13 protein-coding genes are annotated in these 12,609 nt (G+C 70.0%); 7 read left to right on the top strand and 6 right to left on the bottom strand.

Going from position 1 to position 12,609, the window contains the following annotated elements:
• The first annotated feature begins 9 nt into the window (after positions 1 to 9).
• The 4 genes from AB5J56_RS15515 to AB5J56_RS15500 all read left to right on the top strand — a co-directional run bounded on the left by AB5J56_RS15515 (position 10) and on the right by AB5J56_RS15500 (position 2,103).
• Positions 10 to 225 (top strand): hypothetical protein, encoded by a 216-nt coding sequence (locus AB5J56_RS15515; protein WP_369233308.1) that lies wholly within the window; start codon positions 10 to 12, stop codon positions 223 to 225.
• A 380-nt stretch (positions 226 to 605) separates the two neighbouring features.
• The gene (locus AB5J56_RS15510; protein ID WP_369233307.1) at positions 606 to 1,247 is read left to right on the top strand and encodes a TetR/AcrR family transcriptional regulator; all 642 of its coding nucleotides are present in this window, start codon (positions 606 to 608) and stop codon (positions 1,245 to 1,247) included.
• Between the two features lie 135 nt (positions 1,248 to 1,382).
• Positions 1,383 to 1,610, top strand: coding sequence for a DUF3107 domain-containing protein (locus AB5J56_RS15505; RefSeq protein WP_369233306.1), 228 nt, complete (start codon positions 1,383 to 1,385; stop codon positions 1,608 to 1,610).
• 223 nt (positions 1,611 to 1,833) lie between these two features.
• A complete protein-coding gene (locus tag AB5J56_RS15500) occupies positions 1,834 to 2,103 on the top strand; it encodes a hypothetical protein (RefSeq protein WP_369233305.1) in 270 nt (89 codons plus the stop codon).
• Positions 2,104 to 2,139: 36 nt separating this feature from the next.
• Here the strand turns inward: AB5J56_RS15500 and AB5J56_RS15495 are convergent, their stop codons facing one another.
• The gene (locus AB5J56_RS15495) at positions 2,140 to 2,889 is read right to left on the bottom strand and encodes a ferritin-like fold-containing protein (RefSeq protein WP_369233304.1); all 750 of its coding nucleotides are present in this window, start codon (positions 2,887 to 2,889) and stop codon (positions 2,140 to 2,142) included.
• A 471-nt stretch (positions 2,890 to 3,360) separates the two neighbouring features.
• On the opposite strand from AB5J56_RS15495, the gene AB5J56_RS15490 reads away from it, so the two are divergent.
• Positions 3,361 to 5,394, top strand: coding sequence for a DEAD/DEAH box helicase (locus AB5J56_RS15490; protein ID WP_369233303.1), 2,034 nt, complete (start codon positions 3,361 to 3,363; stop codon positions 5,392 to 5,394).
• Positions 5,395 to 5,851: 457 nt separating this feature from the next.
• Here AB5J56_RS15490 and AB5J56_RS15485 read toward each other — a convergent pair whose 3' ends face one another.
• On the bottom strand, positions 5,852 to 6,781 hold the full coding sequence (locus AB5J56_RS15485) for a diiron oxygenase (RefSeq protein ID WP_369242569.1): 930 nt from the start codon (positions 6,779 to 6,781) through the stop codon (positions 5,852 to 5,854).
• Between the two features lie 150 nt (positions 6,782 to 6,931).
• On the opposite strand from AB5J56_RS15485, the gene AB5J56_RS15480 reads away from it, so the two are divergent.
• Complete coding sequence (locus AB5J56_RS15480; RefSeq protein ID WP_369233302.1) at positions 6,932 to 8,038, top strand: ferritin-like domain-containing protein; 1,107 nt, start codon at positions 6,932 to 6,934, stop codon at positions 8,036 to 8,038.
• A 107-nt stretch (positions 8,039 to 8,145) separates the two neighbouring features.
• Complete coding sequence (locus AB5J56_RS15475; RefSeq protein ID WP_369233301.1) at positions 8,146 to 8,784, top strand: Uma2 family endonuclease; 639 nt, start codon at positions 8,146 to 8,148, stop codon at positions 8,782 to 8,784.
• On the opposite strand, the gene AB5J56_RS15470 is transcribed toward AB5J56_RS15475, so the two are convergent.
• From AB5J56_RS15470 to AB5J56_RS15455, 4 genes are read right to left on the bottom strand one after another with little or no spacing between them, the layout of a single operon-like run.
• Complete coding sequence (locus AB5J56_RS15470) at positions 8,753 to 9,253, bottom strand: DUF3291 domain-containing protein (protein WP_369233300.1); 501 nt, start codon at positions 9,251 to 9,253, stop codon at positions 8,753 to 8,755. The genes AB5J56_RS15475 and AB5J56_RS15470 overlap by 32 nt on opposite strands.
• 44 nt (positions 9,254 to 9,297) lie before the next feature.
• The gene (locus tag AB5J56_RS15465; protein ID WP_369233299.1) at positions 9,298 to 10,755 is read right to left on the bottom strand and encodes a penicillin-binding transpeptidase domain-containing protein; all 1,458 of its coding nucleotides are present in this window, start codon (positions 10,753 to 10,755) and stop codon (positions 9,298 to 9,300) included.
• On the bottom strand, positions 10,752 to 12,122 hold the full coding sequence (locus AB5J56_RS15460) for an FtsW/RodA/SpoVE family cell cycle protein (protein WP_369233298.1): 1,371 nt from the start codon (positions 12,120 to 12,122) through the stop codon (positions 10,752 to 10,754). The genes AB5J56_RS15465 and AB5J56_RS15460 overlap by 4 nt, the downstream gene beginning before the upstream one ends.
• Positions 12,123 to 12,165: 43 nt before the next feature.
• Positions 12,166 to 12,588, bottom strand: a complete 423-nt coding sequence (locus AB5J56_RS15455; protein WP_369233297.1) for an SH3 domain-containing protein — start codon at positions 12,586 to 12,588, stop codon at positions 12,166 to 12,168.
• Positions 12,589 to 12,609 lie beyond the last annotated feature (21 nt).

Genomic DNA, 12,609 nt, shown 5'->3' with positions numbered 1-12,609 from the left:
AGAGGAACCATGACAGTCGACCCGACAGACCCGGAGACCTTCGAGGAGGAGTCCGGGGACGCGCTGGACACGGAGGCCCCCGAGGCCGATGCCGCCGAGCAGCTGGCGGACCTGACGCCGCAGCGCGACGATCCGGTGGCCGGCGGAGACCCGGACAACGCCGACGAGGCGGACCGCGCGGAGCAGGCCAGAGTCGTCGAACTCAACGAGGACGAGTACCGCTGACGGACCCCCCTGGCCATCGCCGAACGGTTCTCCGCAGACCTCAGCAGTCCCCGAAAGCCCTCCAAACTGCTCGACGAGGGTGAAAAACAGGGAAGAGAACAGGGAATCGAGAAGGCCACGGAGAGAAAAGGAGAGAAAAGACGAGACCGGGCGGGCCGCCCCCGGCGGTGGCCGAGCCGCGCCCCCGGGACGGAACACCGCTGATCAGAGCGGTTTCCCCGGCGCCGGAGCGCCCGCCTCGCCCCCGTTCGGCACCCTCTGCGCCGTATCACTGCCGTCCGGTCCGTGAAATTCTGCGCTCGCACCGCGCACACCGGGGTTACTGAAAAGTACGATGGCGGCGCGGCGCACACCGCATGTGGACAATTTTGGGAGGCGGCGTGACAGCCATCGAGCAGACAGAGGCGGCACGCCCGCGGGGCACTCGCCTGCCGCGCCGTGCCCGACGCAACCAGCTCCTCGGCGCCGCCCAGGAAGTATTCGTTGCGCAGGGGTATCACTCGGCCGCCATGGACGACATCGCCGAGCGCGCGGGCGTCAGCAAGCCGGTCCTGTACCAGCACTTCCCGGGCAAGCTCGACCTGTACCTCGCCCTGCTGGACCAGCACTGCGAGTCCCTCCTTCTGGCGGTACGGACGGCACTCGCGTCCACCACCGACAACTCGCTGCGCGTACGGGCCACGATGGACGCGTACTTCGCGTACGTCGAGGACGACGGCGGCGCCTTCCGGCTGGTCTTCGAGTCCGATCTGACGAACGAGCCCGCGGTGCGCGAGCGCGTCGACAAGGTCACGCACGAGTGCGCGGAGGCCATCTGCGACGTCATCGCGGAGGACACCGGCCTGTCGCGTGCCGAGTCGATGCTGCTGGCCTCGGGCCTGGGCGGGCTGGCTCAGGTGGTGGCCCGCTCCTGGCTGCACAGCGACCGCAGCGTGCCGCGTGACGAGGCGGTCCAGCTGCTGACGTCGCTGGCCTGGCGGGGCATCGCCGGGTTCCCGCTGCACGGCACCGATCACCACTGACCGCTCCTTTGTTCCCGTCCGCTGTTCGCTCCTGGCGTTCTTGAGCGGAGCGTGTACGTCCCCTCACCGGGCTAATGTGTGCTGCGTACGGCGCGAAGACACGCGCACATCACTGACCGTCGGAGGGACAAAGCCGTGGAGGTCAAGATCGGCGTGCAGCACGCGCCTCGCGAGATCGTTCTGGAGAGCAGCCAGACCGCCGAGGAAGTCGAGCGCGCGGTGTCCGAGGCGCTGTCCGGCAAGTCTCAGCTGCTGAGCCTCGTGGACGACCACGGCCGCAAGGTCCTGGTCCCGGCCGAGCGTCTCGCGTATGTCGAGCTCGGTGAGCAGGCCCCGCGCAAGGTGGGCTTCGGCGCCCTGTAGTTCAGGCAGCTGGTTCAGACAGCAGGTAGCAGGAAGGGGCCCGTCGGCTTGAGCCGACGGGCCCCTTCCTGCTACCTGCCCGACCGTCTCCCCTGCCGCTTTCTCCTGGCCTGAACTGCACAGATGGAGCACAAGAAGCGCACAGAGGAGGATTGCATTCCGCGCGTCACGGGTAAGACCGGCTACGACCGATTTGCACCGGCCGTGCGGGAGGGACCCCACTATGTTCTTGGAAGCGCTCGGCTCCGCCCTGCTCGGTCTCGCGCTGGGATGGGCGGCGTCGTACCGACTGCCCCACCGCCTCCCGGTCCGCAGTCTGGTCCTGTCGACCGGTGCCGCCGGAGGACTGTTCGGCGCCTTCCTGACGCACACGGCGCTCGGCGACGGCTATTTCCTGGTCACCCTGCTCGGCGCGGCCGCCGTCTCCGCGGCCCTGATCTCGCTCCTGCTGCGCCCCGCGAAAAGATTTCACCGCCGGTCGGCGACGGCGTAACCGAGCCGACCGGCTGGGGCGCCCTGCTGACAATCCCTAGGCGGCCAGCCCCAGCGCGGCCATCCGCTTCGTGTGCGCCTCGGTGATCCGCGAGAACATCCGGCCGACCTCGGCGAGGTCGAACCCGTCCGCGACGCCGCCCACGAGCATCGTCGACAGCGCGTCGCGGTCCGCGACCACACGCTGTGACTGAGAGAGCGCCTCACCCATCAACCGCCGTGCCCACAGGGCGAGTCGGCCGCCCATGCGCGGGTCGGCGTCGATCGCGGCACGCACCTTCTCGATGGCGAAACTCGCGTGCCCGGTGTCGTCGAGGACGCCGAGGACGAGCTGCCGGGTGTCCGCGTCGAGGCGGGCGGCGACCTCACGGTAGAAGTCACTGGCGATCGAGTCGCCGACGTACGCCTTGACGAGCCCCTCCAACCAGTCCGAGGGTGCGGTCTGACGGTGGAAGCCGTCGAGCGCGGCGACGAACGGCTCCATGGCCTGCGTCGGCTCCGCGCCGATCGCCGCGAGCCGGCCCCTGAGCTGCTCGAAGTGGTGGAACTCGGCGGACGCCATCTTCGCCAGCTCCGCCTTGTCGCTGAGGGTCGGCGCCAGCTTGGCGTCCTCCGCGAGCCGTTCGAACGCGGCCAGTTCCCCGTACGCGAGCGCTCCGAGGAGGTCGACGACCGCGGCGCGGTACTGCGGGTCGGCGGCGGCCGTGTCCCAGTCCTGGGCGGCGACTCCGGTGGCCTGGGAAGGGGCTTCGGCGGATGTGTCAGCGGCGTTGTCAGGCGTCGTCATGAAGCGCACAATAGCCCGCTCACCGCGGCACGGAAGTCCCTGGTCAATCACTGTGACGACGACCATGTGACCAAATCGGCCATCGCATGTGCGCGATTCCGGGGTATGGTGGTAATGCGCCCGCCGAATATTCGACGGGCCGCACGAATGAGGATGCCCGGTCGGTGGCCCGATCGGCTCCGACCCGACAGCCCTCCCGTATGTACGGCACATTGCGTACGACATCCGGAGGGAACCCTCAGCGGTACGAGCGCTCGAGCGTCGGCAGTGGTCCCATGCCACTCGGCCCGCCCGTCACAGAGCGGCCGACGTCCCCGGCACGGTCCCGACACGACCCCCGCGCTCGCCTCGCACCGCGTACACAGAAGAGGCAGCACCCTGACTACGACTTTCCGAGAGCTCGGAATCCTCCCCGAGACGGCCGAAGCCCTTGAGGCCGTCGGCATCGTCACCGCCTTCCCCATCCAGGAGATGACGCTCCCCGTCGCCCTTTCGGGCAGCGACGTCATCGGCCAGGCCAAGACCGGCACCGGCAAGACGCTGGGCTTCGGCCTCCCGCTCCTCGAGCGCGTGACCGTTCCCGCCGACGTCGAGGCGGGCCGGGCGCAGCCCGAGCAGCTCACCGACGCCCCGCAGGCCCTCGTCGTCGTCCCGACGCGCGAGCTGTGCACGCAGGTCACCAACGACCTGCAGACCGCGGGCAAGGTCCGCAACGTACGCGTGCTCGCCATCTACGGCGGCCGTGCGTACGAGCCGCAGGTCGAGGCCCTGAAGAAGGGCGTCGACGTCATCGTCGGCACCCCGGGCCGTCTGCTGGACCTCGCGGGCCAGAAGAAGCTCAACCTCAAGCACATCAAGTCCCTCGTCCTCGACGAGGCCGACGAGATGCTCGACCTGGGCTTCCTGCCCGACGTCGAGAAGATCATCAACATGCTGCCGGCCCGCCGTCAGACGATGCTGTTCTCGGCGACCATGCCGGGCGCCGTCATCGGCCTCGCGCGCCGCTACATGTCGCAGCCCACGCACATCAACGCCACCTCGCCGGACGACGAGGGCAAGACCGTCCGCAACACCACGCAGTTCATCTACCGTGCGCACAACATGGACAAGCCCGAGATCGTCTCGCGCATCCTCCAGGCCGACGACCGCGGGCTCGTGATGGTGTTCTGCCGCACCAAGCGGACGGCGGCGGACCTCGCCGACCAGCTCCAGCAGCGCGGTTTCGCCTCCGGCGCGGTCCATGGCGACCTCGGCCAGGGCGCCCGCGAGCAGGCGCTGCGCGCGTTCCGCAACGGCAAGGTCGACGTGCTCGTCTGCACCGACGTGGCCGCCCGCGGCATCGACGTCGAGGGCGTCACGCACGTCATCAACTACCAGTCCCCCGAGGACGAGAAGACCTACCTGCACCGCATCGGCCGTACGGGCCGCGCGGGCGCCAAGGGCATCGCGGTCACCCTCGTCGACTGGGACGACATCCCGCGCTGGCAGCTCATCAACAAGGCGCTGGACCTCGGGTTCAACGACCCGCCGGAGACGTACTCCACGTCCCCGCACCTCTTCGAGGAACTGAACATCCCGGTCGGCACGAAGGGCATCCTGCCGCGCTCCGAGCGCACGCGGGCGGGCCTTTCCGCCGAGGCGGTCGAGGACCTCGGCGAGACCGGTGGACGCGGTGGTCCGCGTGGCCGCGGTGGCCGTTCGGCGGCGCCGGCACCGGCCGCCGAGCGTGAGCGTCCGGCACGTACGCCGCGTCGCCGCCGTCGTACGCGCGGTGGGTCGACGCTGGACGAGACGTCCGCCGCGCCGCAGACGCCGTCCACCTCTCCCGCTGTCTCCGAGGCCGTCGAGGCGAGCGAGCCGCGCACTCCGCGCCGTCGCCGCCGCACGCGCAGCGGGGCGGGGGAGCCGGTGGCGGCCACGGCCGCCGTCGAGGTCACCGAGACCGCCAAGGCCGTCGAGCCGTCGGTCCCCGCAGCCGCGGAGGCCGCCCTCGCCACGGCGGAGGGCACGGACGCCAAGCCGCGTCGTCGGCGCACCCGCAAGACGGCGGAGCCGGTGGAGGCCACGGTCGAGACCGTGGTGGCCGAGGAGGTCCCCGAGGCTCCGGCCAAGCCGCGTCGTACGCGTAAGGCCGCGGTGGCCGCACCTGAGGCCACCGAAGTCGCCGAGGTCGTCGAGGCGAAGCCCCGCCGCACCCGCGCCAAGGCCGCCACCACGACGGCTACCGCTGCCGCCGAGGCCGCCGTGGACACCGCCGAGGCGACCGAGGCCAAGCCGCGCCGCCGCACCCGCAAGACCACGGAAGCCCCCGCCGCTACGGCAGAGGCCACCATCCCCGCCCAGACCGCGCCCCCGGCCGACTCGGCCGAGCCCGAGGCCAAGCCCCGCCGACGCACCCGCAAGGTCGCCGAAGCCGCCGTCGACACCGCGGAGGGCGCTGCCGAGGCCAAGCCTCGCCGGCGCACCCGCAAGGCCGCGGCTGCCCCGGAGCCCGCGGACAGCTGACGCCCACCCCGATGGCCCGGCCCCACACCACGTGGAGCCGGGCCATCGGCGTCCCCGGGCACCCAGGGCGGGTGGGCAAGCCCCGGTCACACTCTCCATTCCCACGGCACCCGGGGTGGGTGGGCAAACCCCAGTCACCCCTCGTTTGCACAGTCACCCGGCGTGGGTGCGGGGCGGGGGTGGGTCGCGCAGCACGGCGTTTACGGGGCGCCGCCTGCGCCCACCCGTGCCGCCCCAGCGGCACGATTGCCCGCAGGGTGAACGGACGACGGCCCGCAGCCGCCCACCGGCGCAAGGGGCCGTGCCGGTACGTTCCTGCCCGTCGCGTAGCAGACCGCCCGCCAAGTCCCGCCGTATTCAGCCCCCGGGCAGTACGCCCACGCGGCGACGGGCAGAACGTACCGGCACGGCCCCGACCCACCCACCGCACCCCCTGCGATGGGCGCCCCCCGCCAGATCACGCCAGCAGACCGGACGACCTCCACAACCGCCGCCCCACCCCCCGCAACACCCCGATGTCGTCCAGAAAGTCGGTCAACCGCTTCGCCCCGGTCTGCATGACATCCGTCCGGTGCCCGCTCGCCTTCACCTGCGCCAGGGCCTCGCGCTTGTCGAGGCCGACGTTCGTGTAGACCTCCGGATTCACGAAGGCGACCGAGAAGATGCGCGCGAACTCGCCCGAGGTGACCCGGGTGAACTCCTGCGACCAGCGCGGAGCGGTCACCATCTGGCGCCGCAACTCCTCACGGGCGTACCGCACATGGCGGGCCTCCTCCACGACATGGATCCGCGTGACCCCGCGGACCAGCGTCTGCACCCGCTCGTCCGGGAACGTCAGCCGCTGCATCCAGTCGAGGATCTCCTCGCCCAGCAGCGTCGCCGTGAACGACCCCGGCGTGGTCGAGATCGTCTTGAAGAGCCGCCCGAGGTTCAGATGCGCCCGGCTCACCGGGTAGTACGGCGTCCCCCCGCGGGAGATCAGCCGAGCGAACATCTTCGAGTGCCGGCACTCGTCCTCGATCTCGGTCAGGGCGTACCGCACATGCGCACTCGTCGCGGCCTTGTCGTAGATGTGCCGCACCAGCAGCTGCATCAGGATGATCTCGAACCAGATCCCGAGCGAGGCCAGCGCCGCGGACTCGTGCTGCGACAGCAGAATCCGCTGCTCCTCGCTCATCCGCTTCCACAGCGGCGTGCCGTACAGGGACACCAGCTCCGGCGGCCAGAACCACTTGCCGTCCTCGAAGGGCGCGTCCCAGTCCAACTCCTTGTCGGGGTCGAAGGAGTGCTTGGCGGAAGAGTCGAGCAGCCGCTCGGCCACCTGCTCACGGTCCTTGAGCAGGCCGAGCGCGTCGCGCAGCACATCGGCTTCCGTCACGGTCGTCATCGCTGTCCCCACCTCGTCGTACGGGAAGTTCACGCGGAACTCCATGAGTTACCGGCGGTCACCCCTTATGAGACTGCCTGTCAGCAAGCTCGTCAATCCCTCCTGCGCGACTTGTTGACCCGGCGTCTACCACGTGTGAGCCTGCCGTGTATGCCGACGCATGAGCTGTACGCCAAGGATCCGGGAGACCCCCTCTGGCAGGTACCGGCCGCGGGGGCGGCACGCTTCAGCTGGGAGTACGACGACGGCCGGGACCGTCTGCTCGCCCTGTACCAGAAGGGCAAGGACAAGCAGTGGGACGGCCAGAAGCGGATCGACTGGGACCTTGAGGTCGACCCGTACGACCCGCTCGGGACCCCCGACGATGCGATGACCCTCTACGGCACCCGGCACTGGGCGAAGATGACCGACAGGGACAAAGGCGAACTGCGAAAGCACTACACCGCCTGGCAGTTCAGCCAGTTCCTGCACGGCGAGCAGGGCGCCATGGTCTGCGCGGCGCGCATCGTCGAGTCGGTCCCCGACCTCGACGCGAAGTTCTATTCGGCCACCCAGACCATGGACGAGGCGAGGCACGCCGAGATCTACGGCCGCTTCCTGCACGAGAAGATCGGGATGCTCTACCCGATCAACGACAACCTCCAGTCCCTGCTCGGCGACACCCTCCGCGACTCCCGCTGGGACATGCCGTACCTGGGCATGCAAGTCCTCATCGAGGGACTGGCGTTGGCGGCGTTCGGCATGATCCGCGACACCACGGACAAGCCGCTCCCGAAGCAGATCCTCGCGTACGTCATGCAGGACGAGGCCCGCCACGTGGCCTTCGGCCGCATGGCACTGCGCGACTACTACCAGCAGCTCAGCGACGCCGAACTGCGCGAGCGCGAGGAATTCGTCATCGAGGGCTGCTACTTGATGCGCGACCGGCTGCGCGGCATCGAGGTCCTGGAGAACTTCGGAATACCCAAGGCGGAGGCCGAGGAGTACAGCGAGAAGTCCGAGTTCCTGCACCTCTTCCGCCAGTTGCTCTTCAGCCGCATCGTCCCGTGCGTCAAGGACATCGGTCTGTGGGGCAAGCGCCTCCAGGAGGCGTACGTCGACATGGGCGTCTTCGAGATGGGCAACTCGAACCTCGACCTGCTGATGGCCCAGGACGAGGAGGTCGCCGAGAAGCTGGACGCGGAACGGTTCGCGGCGGAGGAACGGGAGCGGGTGGCGGAGGTGGCGGGGGCGATCGAGGCGGGGACGGAAGGTTGATCAAGGCGTCAACGGCACGCCTGATGATCACTCCATGGAGCGCCGAAACGGCGTTCGCCCTGGGTACGCTGGCTGAGCCAGACAGACTCCAGCACATGGGAGCGATCATGAGCGCCGCACGTGAGTACGGGCTGGACGACGACTACGAGTGGCCCCGTCCGCCGGAGGGCGGCTGGACGGCGGACGACCTCGACGAGCTTCCCAACCTTCCTCCGCACACGGAGTTGATCGACGGGAGTCTTGTCTTCGCGAGTCCGCAGACTCGTTTCCATGCGCGCGCCATGCTCTTGCTGCTGAACGCCCTGCTGAATCACGTGCCGGAGGGGCTGGACGTCATCCATGAGATGACCATCAGGCTCAACAAGCGCAATCGGCCCGAGCCCGATGTCCTGGTGTTCCGTGAGGGCGCCGACGTCGGCCCGAAGCAGACCTGGTACCGGCCGGAAGACGTGGTGATCGCTGTAGAGATCGTCTCCGAGGAGTCCGAGGACCGGGACCGAGAGGTCAAGCCACGGAAGTACGCCCAGGCGGGGATCCCGCACTACTGGCGCGTCGAGGAGAACCAGGGCCTTCCAGTGGTCTACGTCTATGAACTCGACCCCGCGACCCAGGCCTACGCTCTGACGGGCATCTTCCACAACCGCCTCAAGTCGACCGTCCCGTTCCCCGTCGACATCGACCTCACGGCAATCGACCGCCGCCGAGGCCTCGGGGTCACCGATCAGCCACAGGGACCCGAGGTCTGACCGGCGCCCCCGCCGGGTACGACGTCCGCAGCGTGAACGCGTACGGCGTAGCCCCGTGCTCCCGCAGATGCAGCAGCCGCTCCTCCGCCTCCGCGACCGTCGGCCGGTGCCCCGCCGGTACCCACCACAGCACCACCATCGCCTCCTCCACCCGCTCGAACCACTCGCGCCGCCGCGCCAGCAGCTCCCGGTGCTGCCCCTGGTACATGAAGTCCGTCAGAGCGTTGGTGTCCCGCCACGTGGACATGTTGATGATGAGCCAGGCGTCGTCGAAGACGGCGATGTCCGTCGCGTCGCCGGAGTCGCTCTGCAGCCGCCAGACGAACCCGTCGGCGGCGTCCGCGACGGCGTTCACCGGATCGAGGGCGTCCACGAAGTCCTTCAACTCCGGTGAGTCCAGCGGGAATTTGAGGCGGGCGATGTTGACCTGGGCGAGTTCGTACGCGGCGGTTTCCCTCGTGGCTGTCATGGACCGAACGTTAGGTCGGCCGGGGAGGCCTCACCACCCCCGTCTCACGAACCGAGCACCGCCTCCATCACCGCCTTGGCGATCGGCGCCGCGTCCCCGCCCCCGCTGATGTCCCCGCGGTCGGCGTCCGCGTCCTCGACGACGACCGCGACAGCCACGGCGGGTTGCATGGCGTCGTCCGCCTGCGCCCAGGAGATGAACCAGGCATACGGCGTACCGGCGTTGCCGATGCCGTGCTGCGCGGTGCCGGTCTTGCCGCCCACGGTCGCGCCCGGGATCGCGGCGTTCGTGCCGGTGCCCTCCGTCACGACGTCCGTCATCATCTCGCGCAGCCGCAGCGCGGTCGCCGGGTTCATCGCCTGGTGCAGGGTCCGCGGCCCGGCCGTCGACACCGTGCCACCGCCCGCGGAGGTCCTTCTCTCCACCAGATACGGCGACTTGACCGATCCGCCGCCCGCCACGGCCGCCGAGATCATCGCCATCTGGAGCGGCGTGGCCCGGGTGTCGAACTGCCCGATGGAGGAGAGGGCCAGCTGCGCCTTGTCCAGCCGGGTGTCGAAGTTGCTGGGCGCGACGGAGAACGGGATCCTCAACCGCCGGTTGTTGAAGCCGAAGCTGTCGGCCGTGCCCGTCATGTCGCCCAGCCCCACGTCCACACCCAGCTTCGCGAACACCGTGTTGCAGGACCACTCGAAGGCGTACCGCAGCGAGGCGTCCTCGCACCCGTCGACCTCGTTGGTGAGCGACGTGGAGGTGCCGGGCAGCCTGTACGGGTTCGGGGACTTCGTCGGCGCGTCCACGTCCGTCACCACGCCCGACTCCAGCGCCGCCGCGGCCGTCACCACCTTGAACGTCGAGCCCGGCGGATACGTCTGCCGGATGGCCCGGTTGAGCATCGGCTTGGACTCGTCACCGTTGAGCCGCCGCCAGGCCCTGGTCACCTCCGTCCCGGTCCCGGACAGCTCGCCGGGGTCGTACGACGGCGCGGAGACCAGCGCGAGGATCTTGCCGGTCGACGGTTCGATCGCCGCCACCGCGCCCCGGCGGTCGCCGAGTCCGCCGTACGCCGCCTGCTGCGCGGCCTCGTTGATGGTGGTGACGACCTTGCCGCCGGCGTTCTGGGCGCGTGTGACGTCGTTCCACAGGGGGAGCGGGGAGAGCAGCGGGTCGGTGCCGGAGAGGACACTGTCCTCGGCGTTCTCCAGGAACGTCGTGCCGTACACCTGGGAGGCGAAGCCGGTGACGGGCGCGTACAACGGGCCGTTGCGGTACGTGCGTTCGTAGCGGAGCTGCTCGCCGGTGTCCCGGGAGCCGGTGACCGGGCGGCCGCCGACCACGACGTCGCCGCGGGGCTGGCCCCAACGGGCGATCGTCTGGCGGCGGTTGGCGGGATTGTCGTCGTATGACGAGGCCTGGAAGACCTGGACGCGGGTGGCGTTCACCAGTAGGGCGACCAGCAGGACGGCGCACAGGACGGCGGCTCTGCGGATGTACTTGGTCACGGGGCGGCCGTCCCGTCGTACTGGCTGCGGGCCGAATCGCTGATCCGGATCAGCAGCGCCACGATCAGCCAGTTGGTGACGACGGAGGAGCCGCCCTGCGCGAGGAACGGCATCGCCATGCCGGTCAGCGGGATCAGCCCGGTCACGCCGCCCGCGATCACGAAGACCTGGAGCGCGATGATCGAGGCGAGGCCGATCGCGAGGAGCCGTCCGAAGGGGTCACGCAGGGCGAGGCCCGCCCGGTAGCCGCGCTCGACGAGGAGGGCGTACAGCAGGAAGATCGCCGACAGGCCGACCAGGCCCAGCTCCTCGCCCGCCGTCGCCAGGATGAAGTCCGACTTGGCGGCGAAGCCGATGAGGATCGAGTGGCCGAGGCCCAGGCCGGTGCCGAGCATCCCGCCGGCGGAGAACGCGAAGAGGGACTGGGCGAGTTGGTTGGGCCCCTCGCCCGCCTCGATCGACGCGAACGGATGCAGCCAGTCCTGCACCCTGCTGTGCACGTGCGGTTCGAGCCGGCCGACGGCCACCGCGCCCACGCAGGCGAGCAGCAGACCGACCGCGATCCAGCCGGTCCGGCCGCTGGCGACGTACAGCAGGATGACGAAAAGCCCGAAGAAGAGCAGCGAGGTGCCGAGATCCCGCTCCAGGACCAGCACCCCCACGCTCAGCAGCCAGATGGCCACGATCGGGCCGAGAACGCGGCCGGTGGGCAGCTGGAGCCGCCGCAACCGCCAGACCTGGCGGCCGGTGTAGGCGAGCGCGTTGCGGTTGGCCGCCAGGTACCCGGCGAAGAACACGGCGAGCAGTACCTTCGCGAACTCGCCCGGCTGGATGGAGAATCCGGCGATCCGGACCCAGATGCGGGCGCCGTTCACGGGCGGGAAGAAGACCGGCAGGAGCAGCAGGAACAGCGCGGTGACGACCGAGACGTACGTATACCGCTGGAGCACGCGGTGGTCGCGCAGGAGCAGTACGGCCGCGATGAACAGCCCCACGCCGACCGTCGACCAGACGAGCTGTGTGGTGGCCGCCGGGTCGTGCGGGGTCTCCAGGTCGAGCCGGTAGATCAGCACCAGGCCGAGGCCGTTGAGCAGCACGGCGATCGGCAGGAGCAGCGGATCGGCGTACGGCGCCCGCAGCCGCACCGCGATGTGCGCGAGCAGGGCGAGCACGCCGAGCCCGGCGCCGTAACCGGCGGCGCCGGGCGGGACGGTGCCGTTCTTGGCGAGACCGACAGCGCAGTAGCCGTACACGGAGAGCAGGACGGCGACGACGATGAGGGTGAACTCGATGCCACGGCGCCGGGGAAGGCGTACACCGGGAGTGGGCGGATCCGCTGCCACGGTGGTTCCGGCATTGATCGTCATGTCCGGAACGTACCCAAATCAGGCGTCTTGAGTGCCTTGGCGCTCAGCACCAGCGTGGCGCGGGCCCGATGTTGTCGATGTAGCGTGCCGCGCCCCAGGCCCAGGTGCCGTCGGTCAGCAGGTACCAGAGCGGGTTGCCGTCGATGGTCTCGCCCGGTGTCTTGCAGAAGATCGAGACGATCGAGCCGTACGGGGCGGTGCGGATGTAGGTGCCGCCCCGGTTGGGGGCGCCGCGCAGGATCAGGCCGCCGCGGGCGGTGACCCGGCCCTCGTAGAGGCGTGGGTTGTTGTGGTCGCCGTGATCACCGTGCTCGCCGTGGTGGCCCCAGCCGTCGTTGCGGCTGCTGGCCCCGGGGCCGTCGCCCCACTCGTCGTTCGCGACGGCGGGGGTCGTGGCGGCGAGGGCGACGAGAGCGCCGCCCGCGGCGGCTATGGCGAGACGGGCGAGGATGGACCGCAGGGCCATGGGGACTCCTCCAGGGAAACG

Origin of the sequence: Streptomyces sp. R21, from assembly GCF_041051975.1 — a bacterium.
GTDB lineage: Bacteria > Actinomycetota > Actinomycetes > Streptomycetales > Streptomycetaceae > Streptomyces.
Note: the sequence above shows the minus strand (reverse complement) of the source record. Positions and strands in the feature narration are given on the sequence as shown.